Origin of the sequence: Pantoea brenneri, from assembly GCF_038594305.1 — a bacterium.
GTDB lineage: Bacteria > Pseudomonadota > Gammaproteobacteria > Enterobacterales > Enterobacteriaceae > Pantoea > Pantoea brenneri.
In genome coordinates this window covers 2,130,635-2,146,912 of sequence record NZ_JBCGBG010000001.1, presented here as the reverse complement: position 1 = coordinate 2,146,912, position 16,278 = coordinate 2,130,635, and the positions used below count along the sequence as shown (strand labels likewise).

Sequence of the window (16,278 nt, the reverse complement as noted above, 5' to 3'; positions counted from 1 at the left end):
CGCGACTCTTTAGTGAGGCATCATGTTGTAGTTGAGGTTCCACATGATCCACAGTGAGCCTACTACGACAATCAGGATGATAATTGCCGAGAAGACAATGGCCACCATGTTCCAGCCACCCTCAGACTTGCTGTCTAAATGCAGGAAGTAGACCAGGTGCACCAGCACCTGAATCACTGCACAGACCAGCACAACACCGAGAATGGTACCGTGAGATGCACTGCCATCCATTACCATCCAGAACGGGATTGCCGTCAGGATGATAGAGAGGATGAAGCCGATCATGTAAGACTTCACGCTACCGTGAGAAGCGCCATGTTCGTTAACAGAATGACTCATTACATGGCTCCCATCAGGTAAACAACGGTGAAGACGCAAATCCAGACCACGTCCAGGAAGTGCCAGAACAGGCTCAGACACATGATACGAGTACGGTTAGTGGCATTCAGGCCGCGTTTAGACACCTGGAACATCAGTACCAGCATCCAAATCAGACCGGAGGTCACGTGCAGACCGTGGGTACCGACCAGCGTAAAGAAGCCAGACAGGAAGCCACTGCGATCCGGACCGAAGCCTTCAGCAATCAGGTGATGGAATTCATAGATTTCCATGCCGATGAAGCCCAGACCAAACAGGAAGGTCAGCGCCAGCCAGCCGATAACGGCACCTTTTTGCTCCTTGTTCATCGAGATAACAGCCATGCCGTAAGTGATCGAACTCAACAGCAGCAGGGCGGTTTCTACCAGAACAAACGGCAGTTCAAAGATATCTTTACCTGCCGGGCCACCGGCAGTGTTGTTGACCATAACTGCATAGGTCGCAAACAGGGTTGCGAAGATAATGCAGTCACTCATCAGGTAGATCCAGAAGCCAAAGACTTTATTGGCTCCTGCATCGTGATGCCCATGCTCCGCATGGGCGTCGTGGTGATGCTTAATCAGAGTTTCAGTTGACATTATTTCAGACCTGCTTTGCTGATTTCGTCAAAGTGCTGCTTCTCAATCTTCTCAACTTCGGCAACCGGTACGTAGTAATCCACGTCTTCGTCGAAGCTCTTCACAATCCAGGTAACGATCATGCCGAGGAATGAGAGGCCAGCCAGCCACCAGATATGCCAGATCAGCGCGAAGCCCATAACCGTGGCGAATGCACAGATGATCAGTGCAGCACCGCTGTTTTTCGGCATATGAATTTCTTCATATTTTTCCGGCTGTTTGTACGCTTCGCCTTTCTCTTTCATTTCCCAGAAAGCGTCACGCTCATGGACATGCGGGATGACAGCAAAGTTGTAGAACGGTGGTGGTGAAGAGGTTGCCCACTCCAGCGTACGGCCGCCCCACGGGTCACCGGTCACATCGCGGTTCTGGTCACGGTCACGTACCGAAACGTAGAACATGGTCAGCTGACACAGGATACCCATTGCAATCAGACCCGCACCGACCGCAGCAACCACCAGTAAGGAGTGGAACTGTGGATCGATATCCTGGCTCAGACGACGGGTCATACCCATGAAGCCCAGTGCGTACAGCGGCATAAAGGCAACGAAGAAGCCAATGATCCAGAACCAGAATGCGCGCTTACCCCAGGTTTCGTTCAGGGTGAAGCCAAAGGCTTTCGGGAACCAGTAGGTCACGCCCGCCATACAACCGAACACCACACCACCGATAATCACGTTATGGAAGTGTGCAATCAGGAACAGGCTGTTGTGCAGAATGAAGTCAGCGCCCGGAACGGCCAGCAGTACGCCGGTCATACCCCCTACGGAGAAGGTTACCAGGAAGCCAACGGTCCACAGCATGGCAGAGTGCATCTGAATGCGGCCCTGATACATGGTGAACAGCCAGTTAAAGATTTTAACCCCGGTCGGAATCGCGATGATCATCGTCATGATACCGAAGAAGGCGTTAACGTTGGCTCCCGCACCCATGGTGAAGAAGTGGTGCAGCCAGACGATGAACGACAGTACGGTAATGGCGATGGTCGCCCACACCAGCGAGGTGTAACCAAACAGACGTTTTTTGGAGAAGGTCGCCGTAATTTCTGCGAACACACCAAACACCGGCAGAACCAGAATGTAAACTTCCGGATGACCCCAGACCCAGATCAGGTTGACGTACATCATCATGTTCCCGCCCATTTCATTGGTGAAGAAATGGAAGCCGAGATAACGATCAAGGGTCAACAGTGCCAGCGTAACGGTAAGAACCGGGAACGCAGCGATGATCAGGACGTTGGTGCAGAGCGCGGTCCAGGTAAATACCGGCATTTTGAACAGGCTCATGCCCGGTGCGCGCATCTTCAGAATGGTCACGAAGAAGTTAATACCGGTTAAGGTCGTACCAATACCGGAAAGCTGGAGACTCCAGATCCAGTAATCGACCCCGACGCCGGGACTGTACTCCGCGCCGGAGAGCGGCGGATATGCCAGCCAGCCGGTCTGTGCGAACTCGCCCACACCCAGCGACAGGTTAACCAGGATCACACCGACCGCAGTAAACCAGAAGCTCAGGTTGTTCAGGAACGGGAACGCCACGTCGCGTGCGCCAATCTGCAGCGGTACGGCGATGTTCATCAGGCCAACCACGAACGGCATCGCCACGAAGAAGATCATAATCACGCCATGCGCGGTAAAGATCTGGTCGTAGTGGTGCGGTGGTAATATGCCCGCTTCCCCGGCCGAAGCCAGTACCTGTTGGGTACGCATCATGATCGCATCAGCAAAGCCACGCAGCAGCATGACAAAGGCCATGATGATATACATGATACCCAGTTTTTTGTGGTCAACAGACGTTAGCCATTCTGACCACAGATATTGCCATTTACCAAAATAGGTGATGGCAGCAACCAGCGCCAGACCACCTAAGATGATACCGGCGACCGTAACCATGATAATCGGCTCATGGTACGGCACTGCATCCAGTGTTAATTTTCCGAACATCGTATTATTCCTCGGCTCCCGCGGAAGCGGCGTGACTCATGTCCATACCTTCGTGCTCAGGCATGTCCATTTTCCCGTGGCTCATCTTGAACTTGTTAATGACTTGCAAGAACAGTTTCGGATCAGCTGAAGAGAAATATTCCACCGGATGATTTTCGCTTGGCACAGCCACTTTCTCGAAATCTTCCATAGTGTTCAGCGTGTTAGGGGCTGCTTTAACTTTAGCCACCCACTGCTGGAATTCCGCATCGTCTTTGGTTGCAATGGCTTTGAACTTCATGCCAGAGAAACCGCGACCACTGAAGTTCGCAGAGATACCGTCGAAAGTCCCTGGCTCATTCGCAATCAGATGCAGCTTGGTCTGCATACCAGCCATTGCATAAATCTGGCTGCCGAGTGTCGGGATGAAGAAAGAGTTCATGACGGAGTTGGACGTGATTTTGAAGTTCACTGGCGTATTTGCCGGGAAGGCAATCTGGTTGACGGTCGCAATACCCTGTTCCGGGTAAATGAACAACCATTTCCAGTCCAGTGCAACCACATCGATTTCAACCGGTTTCACATCGGATTGCAGCGGTTTGCTGGGCTCCAGTGCATGGGTTGATTTCCAGGTCAGCACGCTGAGGAAGAGAATGATCAGGATCGGAATGGTCCAGACCACGGCTTCCACTTTGTTAGAGTGTGACCAGTTCGGGCTGTACTTCGCATTCGTGTTGGACGCCCGATATTTCCAGGCAAACACCACGGCCATCAAGACTGCGGGAATCACGACGATCAACATCAGGCCAAAGGCAGTCAGTATCAGCGAACGTTGCTCCAGTGCAATCTGTCCTTTGGGATTTAACAATGCACTATCGCAGCCACTCATTAATAAAGTGCCTGCAATTAATGACAAAATCCCCAAACTTTTATTGTATTTACTGAGTCTCATTTAACGACCTCAATGACAAAGGGCTCTATTGTCGTTTAAGTGTGCGCGCATTTTACGGGAAGGTTTATGCAGTGTAAACCAGCTTAAGGATGTGTCAGAGGCGTGTTGACACCTTTTGCTAAGGGTGTCACAGATGTTGCTTCAGGTGACAAATTATTAACGCAGACAAGCAGTTGGGGCCAATATAACAAAAACCAATGGAAGTAACCGCTAAAAAATCAGGGAAAGGAATAACCCTTACTTTTATCTCCAGATTATTTAACAAATTCGCATCATTTGATCGATGAAATTTAACCAAACTAATTGCTCACCGGTTTTTAGTATTTCAGAGGATCCTATTTTCGCAAGAATGTTTTTTTTAAAAATAACACGCGATGATAAAACCAGCTGCCCGCCGCGCTTCGGTAAAACAATAAGCAATCAGCGGTGAAACATTGATTCTGCTAATGACTGGGGGCAGGCGATGCGCCGCTGTTTTTTAGCGCCCGGTAGTCCAGCACCACACCAGACAGCACCGCCAGCAAGGTCAGCGCCATCCCGATTTCAAACAGCCGCGGCAGCCACAGCGTCAGCGTCAGCACGCCGAGCGCGTCGATCGCCAGCGCCAGCAACCACAGTGCCAGCAGGCTGCATCCGGCAGCAAACAGACGACTGGTCCAGCGATAACCCTGCGGGTAGCAGCTGCGGACCAGGAAAGTGCCGCTTTGCTGTACCTGATCCAGCGTCTGGCGGCAGAACGCCAGCAGCAGCAAGCCCGGCAGACCGGCGACTACGGTAAAGGCATAGAACGTCGGCCATCCCCACAGCTCAACCAGCCAGCCAGCTGCCGGACCGACATAGACCCGGCCAACGGCGGAGAGCGCCGACAGCAGCGCAAACTGGGTGGCGGAAAAGGATTTGTTACACAGCGTCATGAGCAGCGCCACAAATGCCGCTGTCCCCATGCCGCCGCACAGATTTTCAACAAATACCGCGCTCGCCATGCTCCACAACTGCTTGTCGGTTACCGCCAGCAGCCAGTAGCCAAAATTCGATATCGCCTGCAGCAGGCCAAAAATCATCAACGCCCGGAACAGGCTCAGGCGCTGCATCAGCACCCCGCCATATAACGCACCGATAATCGTCGCCAGCAGGCCAAGCGTTTTGTTGACCAGTCCGACGTCACCGGCATTGAAGCCCACGCCACGAATCAGGAAGGTGGTCGTCAGCGAGGCAGCAAACGCATCGCCCAGCTTATAAAGGATGATCAGGGTGATCAGCAGCCAGGCATTGTTGCGCTGGAAAAAATCTTTTAACGGATCGACCACCGCCTGACGCAGCGTATGTGGCGTGGTGATGTGAGTGTCCGGTTCGCTGGCCAGCAGGGTGGCGATAATGCCGGGCACCAGCATCAGCGCCATCAGCCAGTAGGTCGCCTGCCAGCCCAGATAGCGATCGGCCAGCCACAGCGCGAGTCCGCCCGAAATCAACATCGCCAGCCGGTAGCCCAGCACGGTGATTGCCGCACCGCTACCGCGCTCTTCCGGCGGCAGGATGTCAGTTTTCCAGGCGTCAAAAACGATATCCTGCGAAGCAGAGCAGAAGGCGATCACGACCGCCAGTGCGGCCATCAGGGTCAGATCCCTGCTGGGTTGCAGAAAACCCATCGCCACAATGCCGCCAATCAGCGCCAGCTGACTGAGCAGTAACCAGCCACGACGCCGTCCGAGAAACGGCGGAGTATAGCGGTCCATCATGGGCGACCAGAGAAACTTAAACACGTAAGCCTGACCCACCAGCGAAAAAAAGCCGATGGTTTTCAGGTCAACATTTTCTACCGTCATCCACGCCTGCAGCGTCCCGGCAGTCAGCGCGAGCGGCAGCCCGGAAGCAAAACCGAGTAACAGTAATACGGCGGCGTTTTTTTGACTGAAGAGACGAAGATAGTGGTTCATGCTGACCCTGAATGTAGCGATGTGCCCGGCACAGAGCCGGGCAGGCGTGAAGCGGAATTAACGGGCGTTTTGCTTGATGAAGTCATTGACGCTGGTGTCCTGCGCCATATCAGCGATGACATCGCTCATGGTGGAGTTCACTGCGTTAGTAATCTTCTGGTTACTGGCGCTGAACGCACCTTCTACGCTGTAGGTCTGGCGGTAGTTTTTAACCTGCTTGTTGCCGTTTTTGGCGGTGGCGATGATCGAGATATCCGCTTTGGTGGTGATGCTGTAGCGCACATTGCCCTGCGTCACGTCGGCATACAGATTGTTCACCACAATCTGCAAATCAACTGCGCCATTCGGACCCACCATATAACCGCGTGCGGTCATTTGCTTCTCCAGCACTTCCTGCAGCAGGAAACGCAGATCGCGCGATGGCGTCAGGGTCACTAACTGACCATCACGGTTCACTTTCGCCAGCGCCTGATCGCTACGCTGATCGGCACCGTTAATGCTGACGGTAACGCCCATCAGGCCGGGATCCTGCTGCGGCAACTGAATTTTTGGCTGGATAGTGAGGGTATTATTGCTGGTTGCACAGCCGGCCAAAATGAACGCAGCCAGCAGCGGGAATAACAGTTTTTTCAACATACTTTTTCTCGTTGGTGTCGGGGGTTGGTTTGCAAAAACTGCCGCCATCATAGCATTGCCCGGCAGTGAAAAAAGCCCCGTCAAAGTGGAAAATGCGTATCAGGCGGATTTTAGATTGGATCGTTCAGCGCCGGGTTTGCTGATGCTTTCCTCTGCGTTATCATGCGCGCCGACGAAGCGCGGGCCGCAAATCGAATATTTACCGTCCGGCTACGGGAAAGCGCGATAAAAGCGACTAATATTGAAAGAGATGGGGCACAGCGCTCGCCATTGAGGAGTAATACCCATGATTCGCGAACAAATAGAAGAAAAGCTGCGCCTGGCTTTTGAGCCGGCTCATCTGGAAGTGCATGACGAAAGTTATCGACACAATGTTCCTGCCGGGTCTGAGAGCCATTTCAAAGTGGTCATTGTCAGTGATTGCTTTGCGGGCCAACGTTTCCTGGCGCGTCATCGCTCCATCTACGGTGAACTCGCGGCCGAATTAGCCGGCAGCGTGCACGCCTTAGCACTTCATACCTATACCCTGAAAGAGTGGGAAGGACTGCAGGATACGGTGCTGGCGTCGCCGAACTGTCGCGGTGCCGGAACGCTCGCCTGATCACCCCTCACGAAAACGGCCTGCGGGCCGTTTTTTTTTGCTTATTTAGCCAGAAACGCGATCTCCGGCTCAAAAAAGCAGCAAAGCTGCTGAAAAGTGGTGAGTTAGCGTCCTCGACTCATTCCGGCGATGTCGCTATAATGCTGCGTCTATTTTTCCGGAATGTCTTCGGGACGCTTCTGGTAACAGGGATCAGGTTCTCTTCACGGAAGCCGTCCCGGTTGTTGGATACGGCGCATTTCACTATGTGTGGTGTCTGAAGTTGACCGAGCACGTGATTTTTTGAGGTAACAAGATGCAAGTTTCTGTAGAAACCACTCAGGGCCTGGGCCGTCGCATTACGATTACTGTCGCTGCTGACAGCATCGAAAGCGCTGTAAAAAAAGAACTGGTTGACGTTGCCAGGAAAGTCCGTATCGATGGTTTCCGTAAAGGCAAAGTGCCGATGAACATCGTTGCGCAGCGTTACGGCGCTTCTGTCCGTCAGGACGTGCTGGGCGATCTGATGACGCGTAACTTCGTTGACGCCATCATCAAAGAGAAGATCAATCCGGCTGGCGCACCAAACTATGTGCCGGGCGAATATAAAGAAGGTCAGGATTTCACCTACTCGGTTGAATTCGAAGTTTATCCAGAAGTTGAGCTGAAAGGCCTGGAAAACATCGAAGTCGAAAAACCACTGGTTGAAGTGACTGATGCTGATGTTGACACCATGCTGGACACCCTGCGTAAGCAGCAGGCTAACTGGATCGAAAGCGATGCAGCAGCCGGTCCGGAAGATCGTGCCACTATCGATTTCAACGGTTCTGTTGACGGTGAAGAATTCGAAGGCGGAAAAGCCTCTGATTTCGTACTGGCAATGGGCCAGGGCCGCATGATCCCAGGCTTTGAAGAAGGCGTTGTGGGTCACAAAGCGGGCGAGACTTTCACTATCGACGTGAAATTCCCGGACGACTACCACGCGGAAAACCTGAAAGGCAAAGACGCGAAGTTCGAGATCGTGCTGAAGAAAGTTGAGACGCGCGAACTGCCAGAACTGACCGAAGAGTTCATCAAGCGTTTCGGCGTTGAAGATGGTTCCGTTGCCGGTCTGCGTGCTGAAGTGCGTAAGAACATGGATCGTGAGCTGAAAGGTGCAATCCGTAACCGCGTGAAAACGCAGGCGATTGATGGCCTGGTCGCGGCGAACGACATCGACGTGCCCGCCGCTCTGATCGACAGCGAAATCGACGTTCTGCGTCGCCAGGCTGCACAGCGTTTCGGTGGCAACGAGCAGCAAGCGCTGGAACTGCCACGCGAACTGTTTGAAGAGCAGGCGAAACGCCGTGTGGTAGTTGGCCTGCTGCTGGGCGAAGTGATTCGTACCCACGAGCTGAAAGCTGACGAAGCCCGCGTTAACGCGCTGATTGAAGAGATGGCGTCTGCGTATGAAGATCCGCAGGAAGTGATCGAGTTCTACAGCAAGAATAACGAGCTGATGAACAACATGCGCAACGTCGCACTGGAAGAGCAAGCGGTTGAAGCGGTTCTGGCGAAAGCCAAAGTGACCGAGAAAGAGACCAACTTCCAGGATCTGATGAATCAGACCGCACAGGCCTGATCACCGATTTAACCGTCTGTGCTAAGCCCGTGACTGAAAAGTCGCGGGCTTTTTTGTGTTTCGCGTTTGAGCGCACACTCTTTGACGCTATTTGCCTAATTATTCGGCAAATTATTCACGCATCGCTTTTTCCGGGTTAGCGATTGAAGAAAAGGTTGTTATGCTTGAAACAACTGGGCAGCATCCCCAGATACAGGGAGTATGCAAGAAAACAGTTATGCTGACTGATTAGCCGTCCTGAGGTGTCGGAAACAGGCTGAGCGTGGTTTTTTCCGCTCGTCTTACGTAGAATCGGTACAGAATGTTGCCAATGAAATTTATCCAGGAGACGGTAATGTCATACAGTGGCGATCGTGAATATACTGCACCGCACAATGCGCTGGTGCCAATGGTGGTCGAACAAACTTCGCGCGGTGAGCGTTCTTACGACATTTACTCCCGTCTGCTCAAAGAGCGCGTCATCTTTCTGACCGGCCAGGTTGAAGATCACATGGCCAATCTGATCGTGGCGCAGATGCTGTTTCTGGAAGCTGAGAACCCGGAAAAAGATATCTATCTCTACATCAACTCGCCAGGCGGGGTGATTACCGCCGGGATGTCGATCTACGACACCATGAAATTTATCAAACCAGATGTCAGCACCATCTGTATGGGACAGGCCTGCTCTATGGGCGCCTTCCTGCTGACTGCGGGCACCAAAGGTAAGCGTTTCTGCCTGCCAAATTCCCGCGTGATGATCCACCAGCCACTGGGTGGCTACCAGGGTCAGGCGTCAGACATTGAAATCCATGCGCGTGAAATCCTGAAAGTTAAGCAGCGTATGAACGAACTGATGGCTGAGCATACCGGTAAAACGCTGGAAGAAATTGAGCGTGATACCGAGCGTGACCGTTTCCTCTCGGCGAGTGAAGCGGTAGAGTATGGATTAGTCGATTCAATTCTGACGCATCGAGAATAAGACCCGACTTACCCTTGTCCTTACGCTATAGTTAACGGGATAAGGGTACCAGTTTGGGTTGAATGAATTTCGGCCGTCTCCGCACGGCCAGCGCCGTACGCCGGTATGGCCTGAGAACAAGAAGAGGTTAACTGATGACAGATAAGCGCAAAGACGGTTCAGGAAAGTTGCTGTACTGCTCTTTTTGCGGCAAAAGCCAGCATGAAGTGCGAAAGCTGATTGCCGGGCCGTCAGTGTATATCTGCGATGAGTGTGTTGATCTGTGTAACGACATCATTCGCGAAGAGATTAAAGAAGTTGCCCCGCATCGCGAACGTAGCGCGCTGCCTACACCGCATGAAATTCGCCATCACCTCGATGATTATGTAATCGGCCAGGAAAAGGCGAAGAAAGTGCTGGCTGTGGCGGTGTATAACCACTACAAACGCCTGCGTAACGGCGATACCAGCAATGGCATCGAACTGGGCAAAAGTAACATTCTGCTGATTGGCCCGACCGGTAGCGGTAAAACGCTGCTGGCAGAAACACTGGCACGCTTGCTGGATGTGCCGTTCACCATGGCTGACGCCACCACGCTGACCGAAGCGGGTTACGTGGGTGAAGATGTGGAAAACATCATTCAGAAACTGCTGCAGAAGTGCGACTACGACGTGCAGAAAGCGCAGCGCGGCATCGTTTATATTGATGAAATCGACAAAATCTCACGTAAGTCTGATAACCCGTCGATTACCCGTGACGTTTCAGGCGAAGGCGTGCAGCAGGCATTACTGAAGCTGATTGAAGGCACCGTGGCTGCCGTTCCACCGCAGGGTGGACGTAAGCATCCGCAGCAGGAATTCTTGCAGGTTGATACCTCTAAGATTCTGTTTATCTGCGGCGGCGCATTTGCCGGACTGGATAAAGTGATTGCCCAGCGTGTGGAGACCGGATCGGGTATCGGTTTCGGCGCCACCGTAAAAGGCAAATCGCAGAAAGCCACCGAAGGCGAACTGCTTTCACAGTGTGAACCGGAAGATTTGATCAAATTTGGTCTGATCCCCGAATTCATCGGTCGTCTGCCGGTAGTCGCTACCCTGAGCGAACTGAGTGAAGAAGCGCTGATACAGATTCTGCGTGAACCGAAAAACGCCCTGACCAAACAGTACCAGGCGCTGTTTAACCTGGAAGGCGTTGAGCTGGAATTCCGTGACGAGGCGTTAACCGCTATCGCGAAAAAAGCGATGTCACGCAAAACCGGCGCACGTGGTTTACGTTCAATCGTCGAAGGGGCGTTGCTGGAAACGATGTACGACCTGCCGTCGATGGACGATGTCGAAAAAGTGGTGATTGATGAATCAGTTATTGAAGGCCAGTCTGAGCCGATGCTGATTTACGGTAAGCACGAAGCGCAGGCTTCTGGCGAATAAATAAACAGATCATCCAGGTTGTCATCTTAAAAAAGGGGAAAATGTTTCCCCTTTTGCTTTTCTCGCCTCTGTGACGTTGAATGTCGGACGATCATCCCCATATACTCAGATACCTGTGGGTTTAACTGCATACCTGCCTGATGCGGTTCCCATCACCTGGCGGACATTAAACTAAGAGAGAGCTCTATGAATCCTGAGCGTTCTGAACGCATTGAAATCCCCGTGTTGCCGCTGCGCGACGTGGTGGTTTATCCGCACATGGTAATTCCGTTGTTTGTTGGCCGGGAAAAATCAATTCGGTGCCTCGAAGCCGCAATGGATCATGATAAGAAGATCATGCTGGTCGCACAGAAAGAGGCTTCAACGGATGAACCTGGCATTAACGATCTCTTCTCGGTAGGGACCGTTGCATCTGTATTGCAAATGCTGAAACTGCCGGACGGTACGGTTAAAGTGCTGGTCGAAGGTTTGCAGCGCGCCCACATCACCACGCTGGCGGATAACGGTGATCATTTTGTGGCCGAGGCTGAATATCTGGTGTCGCCAGAGATTGAAGAGCGCGAGCAGGAAGTGCTGGTGCGCACCGCAATCAATCAGTTTGAAGGCTACATCAAACTTAATAAAAAGATCCCGCCTGAGGTTTTAACCTCGCTGAACAACATTGACGATGCGGCCCGTCTGGCTGACACCGTCGCTGCACATATGCCGTTGAAACTGGCAGACAAACAGTCTGTGCTGGAGATGTCCGACGTTAACGAACGTCTGGAATATCTGATGGCGATGATGGAGTCTGAAATCGATCTGCTGCAGGTTGAGAAGCGTATTCGCAACCGCGTTAAAAAGCAGATGGAGAAGAGCCAGCGTGAGTACTATCTGAATGAGCAGATGAAGGCGATTCAGAAAGAGCTGGGCGAGATGGACGATGCGCCTGACGAGTACGAAGCGTTAAAACGCAAAATCGACGCGGCCAAAATGCCGGAAGAGGCGCGTGAAAAAGCCGAAGCTGAGCTGCAGAAGCTGAAAATGATGTCTCCGATGTCAGCGGAAGCGACCGTGGTACGTGGCTACATCGACTGGATGGTGCAGGTTCCATGGAACGCGCGCAGCAAAGTCAAAAAAGATCTGCGTAAAGCCCAGGAGACGCTGGATATCGACCATTACGGCCTTGAGCGCGTGAAGGATCGTATCCTTGAATATCTTGCGGTGCAGAGTCGCGTCAGCAAAATCAAAGGCCCGATCCTCTGCCTGGTCGGACCGCCAGGGGTAGGTAAAACCTCCCTCGGTCAGTCGATCGCGAAAGCGACCGGACGTAAATATGTACGTATGGCGCTGGGCGGCGTACGTGACGAAGCCGAGATCCGTGGTCACCGTCGTACCTATATCGGTTCGATGCCGGGCAAGCTGATCCAGAAAATGGCTAAAGTCGGGGTTAAAAACCCGCTGTTCCTGCTGGATGAGATTGACAAAATGTCGTCCGACATGCGCGGCGATCCGGCTTCAGCATTGCTGGAAGTGCTTGATCCAGAACAAAACATTGCGTTCAACGATCACTATCTGGAAGTCGATTATGACCTGTCAGATGTGATGTTCGTGGCGACCTCGAACTCCATGAACATTCCGGCACCGCTGCTGGACCGTATGGAAGTGATTCGTCTATCGGGTTACACCGAGGATGAAAAACTGAACATCGCCAAACAGCATCTGTTGCCGAAACAGATTGAGCGTAACGCGCTGAAAGCCAATGAGATCACGGTCGAAGACAGTGCGATTGTCGGCATTATCCGTTACTACACGCGTGAAGCCGGGGTGCGTAGCCTTGAGCGTGAGCTGTCGAAATTGTGCCGTAAAGCGGTCAAGTCGCTGCTGATGGACAAGACGAAAAAGCACATCACCATCAATGGTGAAAACCTGAAGGATTTCCTCGGGGTGCAACGCTTCGACTACGGTCGTGCTGACAGTGAAAACCGCGTGGGCCAGGTAACCGGTCTGGCGTGGACCGAAGTGGGTGGCGATCTGCTGACGATTGAAACCGCCTGCGTACCGGGTAAAGGCAAGCTGACCTATACCGGTTCACTGGGTGAGGTGATGCAGGAGTCAATTCAGGCCGCCTTAACCGTGGTGCGTGCGCGTGCCGAGAAGCTGGGCATCAACGGCGACTTCTACGAAAAACGTGATATCCACGTTCACGTTCCGGAAGGGGCAACGCCGAAAGATGGTCCAAGCGCCGGTATTGCGATGTGTACGGCGCTGGTCTCCTGCCTGACCGGTAACCCGGTCCGTGCTGATGTCGCCATGACCGGTGAAATCACCCTGCGCGGACAGGTACTGCCGATTGGCGGACTGAAAGAGAAGCTGCTGGCAGCCCACCGCGGTGGCATTAAAACGGTGCTGATCCCGGACGACAACAAACGCGATCTGGAAGAGATTCCACAGAACGTGATTGCCGATCTCGACATCCATCCGGTCAAACGCATCGAAGAAGTGCTGAATCTGGCACTGGAAAATGCGCCGTACGGTATGCAGGTTGCGACCGCAAAATAGTGATTAACGGCATAAACCGTTAAAAAGCGAAGCTGGCAAGGCAATTGGCGCTTGCCAGCTTTTTTTTGTGCCGCTAATTTAGGTGGCTGCCGACGCGGTGTTCTCAGAGAAATTCCGTTGTTTCGGCTCCACAGGCTTGATATAACTTGCTGCGCGTGCGTATCCGGCGGGAAGCGCGGGTACGATGTGAAATAATAAAAGAGGGGATGAAGAGAGTGAATAAGTCACAGTTGATCGACAAAATTGCTGCGGATGCTGATATTTCTAAAGCAGCAGCGGGACGTGTTTTAGATGCATTCATGGGTTCTGTTTCTGACGCGCTGAAAGGCGGCGACGAAGTGGCGCTGGTCGGTTTCGGCACTTTCTCCGTGCGCGAGCGTGCTGCACGCACTGGCCGCAACCCACAAACCGGCAAAGAGATTACAATTCCGGCCGGTAAAGTACCGGGCTTCCGTGCTGGTAAAGCATTGAAAGACGCAGTCAATTAATAACAACGAAAACGTTCATTGACGTATTTTCTTCAGTGGATCAGAGGACGGTTAACGCGTTCTCATGTAACATACGGGCACATCAATCAGATGTGCCTTTTTTGTTTTAACCGGCGATAATCAGGCCATAATATGGACCGGAGCCGGCTTGAGGCTGACAGCGAAGTCTGCAGCTGCGTGATGCGTCAGGATACGGCGTATTGCGCCCGAGCTTTACATTCACACTACAGCGGAGTGTTGTCATACCATGATGGACAATTTACGCGCGGCGTCGAACCATGTCGTGCTCAAGATTATTTTGGGGTTGATTATCCTCTCCTTTGTGCTGACCGGCGTTGGCAACTATCTGATTGGCGGCAACAACGATTATGCGGCCAAAGTTAACGGTCAGGAAATCAGCCGGGCACAGCTGGAACAGGCGTTCAACAGCGAGCGCAGCCGTCAGCAGCAGATGCTGGGCGATCAATTTTCTCAGCTGGCCAGTAACGATGGCTACATGCAGCAGATCCGCCAGCAGGCGCTGTCGCAGTTAATCGATCAGGCCCTGCTCGACAGCTACATCAAAGACTTACATCTCAGCATCAGTGACGATCAGGTTAAGCAGGCGATTTTTAATCAGCAGGCTTTCCAGACCAACGGCAAATTTGATAATGCCAAATATCTTGGTCTGATCGGCAACATGGGCTTTTCTGCCGACCAGTATGCTGAAGCGCTGCGTAAGCAGCTCTCTAATCAGCAACTGATCAATGCGGTGGCAAACACCGACTTCATGCTTAAGGGCGAAACCAGCAAACTGGTGGAGCTGGTTTCACAACAGCGTGTTATTCGTCAGGCGACCCTCGACGTCAATGCTCTGGCGGCTAAGCAGACCGTGTCTGATGACGAGATAAATCAGTATTACCAGCAGCATAAAACCAGCTTCATGGCGCCGGAGCAGTTCCGTGTCAGCTACATCCTGATGGATGCAGCCAGCATGCAACAGGATGCCAGCGAGGCCGATATTCAGGCCTGGTACGACCAGCATAAAGCTGATTACACCCAGCCGCAGCGTAATCGCTACAGTGTTATTCAGACCAAAACGGAAGCGGACGCCAATGCGTTGCTGACCCAGCTGAAAGGCGGCGCCAGCTTCACCGAACTGGCAAAAAGCAAATCCATCGACCCGATCTCTGCGCGTAAGGGCGGGGATATGGGCTGGCTGGAACCTGCGACCACGCCAGATGAGCTGAAAAATGCCGGTCTGACCGAAAAAGGCCAGATGTCCGGGGTGATTAAATCCTCGGTCGGTTTCCTGATTGTGCGTCTCGACGATATCCAGCCAGAGCAGGTTAAGCCGCTTGATGAAGTTCGTGATGCCATTGCGGCGAAAGTGAAGCAGGAGAAGGGCGTCGATGCCTTCTATAAACTGCAGCAGAAAGTCAGCGAAGCGGCCAGCAACGATAACGAATCGCTGGCGGGTGCCGAGCAGGCTTCCGGCCTGAAAGCCAAAGAAACCGGCTGGTTCAGCCAGGATGCGCTGCCGAAGGAACTCGACTTCGACGCGGTGAAACAGGCGATCTTTAACGGTGGACTGGTCGGGCAGAATGGTGCACCGGGCAATAACTCTGACATCATCAGCGTCGACGGTGACCGGGCCTTTGTGCTGCGCGTCAGCGAGCATAAGCCGGAAGCAGTGAAGCCGCTGGATCAGGTTAAAACTCAGATTGCTGACACCCTGAAACACGATAAAGCTACCCAACAGGCGAAATCGCAGGCTGACAAGCTGCTGGCCGACCTTAAAGCCGGTAAACAGGATGCGTTAACCGCCGCAGGTCTGACCCTGAGCGCCAGTAAAACGGTCGATCGTAATGCCCAGGACCCGGTTGCACAGGCGGCGTTCAATCTGCCACAGCCGGCGGAGAATAAACCGTCGTGGGGCGTGAGCGAAGATATGCAGGGTAATGTGGTGCTGGTGGCGGTGGATAAAGTCACTACCGGCAGCATGCCACAGGCGCAGATCGATGAAATGGTCAAAGGCGTGACGCAGAATAATGCCCAGCTGGCGTTTGAAGCCCTGCTGCAAAATCTGCGCAAAGAGGCAAAAATTAAGTACGGCGCAGCCGCACAAATGCAGTAAGCCTCGCAGAAACTGCGTAACAAATGAAATAATCAAAGGCCGCATTTGCGGCCTTTTCCATATCTGCAATCTGGCTTTTGAAGCCATCCGGCGGGGATGCCATCCTGTGGCTGCTGTTAACCACAAGGA

The 16,278-nt window shown here is 52.9% G+C and carries 13 protein-coding genes; 7 read left to right on the top strand and 6 right to left on the bottom strand.

Annotated elements, in window-relative coordinates:
• Window positions 1–9: 9 nt before the first annotated feature.
• From AABB92_RS10175 to AABB92_RS10150, 6 genes are all read right to left on the bottom strand, one after another.
• Window positions 10–339, bottom strand: a complete 330-nt coding sequence (locus AABB92_RS10175; RefSeq protein ID WP_008924889.1) for a cytochrome o ubiquinol oxidase subunit IV — start codon at window positions 337–339, stop codon at window positions 10–12.
• Entirely contained in the window at window positions 339–956 is a 618-nt protein-coding gene (locus AABB92_RS10170; protein ID WP_013356987.1) for a cytochrome o ubiquinol oxidase subunit III, read from the bottom strand. Before AABB92_RS10170 ends, AABB92_RS10175 begins: the two co-directional genes overlap by 1 nt.
• Window positions 956–2,938 carry a cytochrome o ubiquinol oxidase subunit I gene (gene cyoB, locus AABB92_RS10165; RefSeq protein WP_031374680.1) on the bottom strand — a complete coding sequence of 661 codons (1,983 nt, stop codon included), beginning with the start codon at window positions 2,936–2,938 and terminating at the stop codon, window positions 956–958. Before cyoB ends, AABB92_RS10170 begins: the two co-directional genes overlap by 1 nt.
• A gap of 4 nt (window positions 2,939–2,942) precedes the next feature.
• Window positions 2,943–3,869, bottom strand: a complete 927-nt coding sequence (cyoA, locus tag AABB92_RS10160; RefSeq protein ID WP_031374679.1) for a cytochrome o ubiquinol oxidase subunit II — start codon at window positions 3,867–3,869, stop codon at window positions 2,943–2,945.
• Window positions 3,870–4,312: 443 nt separating this feature from the next.
• Entirely contained in the window at window positions 4,313–5,803 is a 1,491-nt protein-coding gene (gene ampG / locus AABB92_RS10155) for a muropeptide MFS transporter AmpG (RefSeq protein ID WP_031374678.1), read from the bottom strand.
• A gap of 57 nt (window positions 5,804–5,860) precedes the next feature.
• Window positions 5,861–6,439, bottom strand: a complete 579-nt coding sequence (locus tag AABB92_RS10150; RefSeq protein WP_031374677.1) for a lipoprotein — start codon at window positions 6,437–6,439, stop codon at window positions 5,861–5,863.
• A 286-nt stretch (window positions 6,440–6,725) separates the two neighbouring features.
• Here AABB92_RS10150 and bolA point away from each other — a divergent pair, with 286 nt between their 5' ends.
• The 7 genes from bolA (at window position 6,726) to ppiD (ending at window position 16,149) form a co-directional block, all read left to right on the top strand.
• Entirely contained in the window at window positions 6,726–7,040 is a 315-nt protein-coding gene (gene bolA, locus AABB92_RS10145) for a transcriptional regulator BolA (RefSeq protein ID WP_031374676.1), read from the top strand.
• A gap of 295 nt (window positions 7,041–7,335) precedes the next feature.
• Window positions 7,336–8,640 carry a trigger factor gene (gene tig / locus AABB92_RS10140; RefSeq protein WP_046288484.1) on the top strand — a complete coding sequence of 435 codons (1,305 nt, stop codon included), beginning with the start codon at window positions 7,336–7,338 and terminating at the stop codon, window positions 8,638–8,640.
• A gap of 334 nt (window positions 8,641–8,974) precedes the next feature.
• Window positions 8,975–9,598 (top strand): ATP-dependent Clp endopeptidase proteolytic subunit ClpP, encoded by a 624-nt coding sequence (gene clpP, locus AABB92_RS10135; protein ID WP_031374675.1) that lies wholly within the window; start codon window positions 8,975–8,977, stop codon window positions 9,596–9,598.
• Between the two features lie 134 nt (window positions 9,599–9,732).
• A complete protein-coding gene (gene clpX / locus AABB92_RS10130) occupies window positions 9,733–11,004 on the top strand; it encodes an ATP-dependent protease ATP-binding subunit ClpX (RefSeq protein WP_031374674.1) in 1,272 nt (423 codons plus the stop codon).
• A 186-nt stretch (window positions 11,005–11,190) separates the two neighbouring features.
• On the top strand, window positions 11,191–13,545 hold the full coding sequence (gene lon, locus AABB92_RS10125; protein ID WP_031374673.1) for an endopeptidase La: 2,355 nt from the start codon (window positions 11,191–11,193) through the stop codon (window positions 13,543–13,545).
• A gap of 215 nt (window positions 13,546–13,760) precedes the next feature.
• Window positions 13,761–14,033, top strand: coding sequence for a nucleoid-associated protein HU-beta (gene hupB, locus AABB92_RS10120; RefSeq protein ID WP_014606441.1), 273 nt, complete (start codon window positions 13,761–13,763; stop codon window positions 14,031–14,033).
• 247 nt (window positions 14,034–14,280) lie between these two features.
• Window positions 14,281–16,149, top strand: coding sequence for a peptidylprolyl isomerase (gene ppiD, locus AABB92_RS10115; RefSeq protein WP_031374672.1), 1,869 nt, complete (start codon window positions 14,281–14,283; stop codon window positions 16,147–16,149).
• Window positions 16,150–16,278: the final 129 nt, after the last annotated feature.

Coding starts and splice junctions, on each gene's coding strand:
- cyoA (WP_031374679.1), bottom strand. CDS start 3,869: ATGAGACTCAGTAAATACAATAAAAGTTTGGGGATTTTGTCATTAATT.
- clpP (WP_031374675.1), top strand. CDS start 8,975: ATGTCATACAGTGGCGATCGTGAATATACTGCACCGCACAATGCGCTG.
- tig (WP_046288484.1), top strand. CDS start 7,336: ATGCAAGTTTCTGTAGAAACCACTCAGGGCCTGGGCCGTCGCATTACG.
- AABB92_RS10150 (WP_031374677.1), bottom strand. CDS start 6,439: ATGTTGAAAAAACTGTTATTCCCGCTGCTGGCTGCGTTCATTTTGGCC.
- clpX (WP_031374674.1), top strand. CDS start 9,733: ATGACAGATAAGCGCAAAGACGGTTCAGGAAAGTTGCTGTACTGCTCT.
- ampG (WP_031374678.1), bottom strand. CDS start 5,803: ATGAACCACTATCTTCGTCTCTTCAGTCAAAAAAACGCCGCCGTATTA.
- bolA (WP_031374676.1), top strand. CDS start 6,726: ATGATTCGCGAACAAATAGAAGAAAAGCTGCGCCTGGCTTTTGAGCCG.
- AABB92_RS10175 (WP_008924889.1), bottom strand. CDS start 339: ATGAGTCATTCTGTTAACGAACATGGCGCTTCTCACGGTAGCGTGAAG.
- AABB92_RS10170 (WP_013356987.1), bottom strand. CDS start 956: ATGTCAACTGAAACTCTGATTAAGCATCACCACGACGCCCATGCGGAG.
- cyoB (WP_031374680.1), bottom strand. CDS start 2,938: ATGTTCGGAAAATTAACACTGGATGCAGTGCCGTACCATGAGCCGATT.
- lon (WP_031374673.1), top strand. CDS start 11,191: ATGAATCCTGAGCGTTCTGAACGCATTGAAATCCCCGTGTTGCCGCTG.
- ppiD (WP_031374672.1), top strand. CDS start 14,281: ATGATGGACAATTTACGCGCGGCGTCGAACCATGTCGTGCTCAAGATT.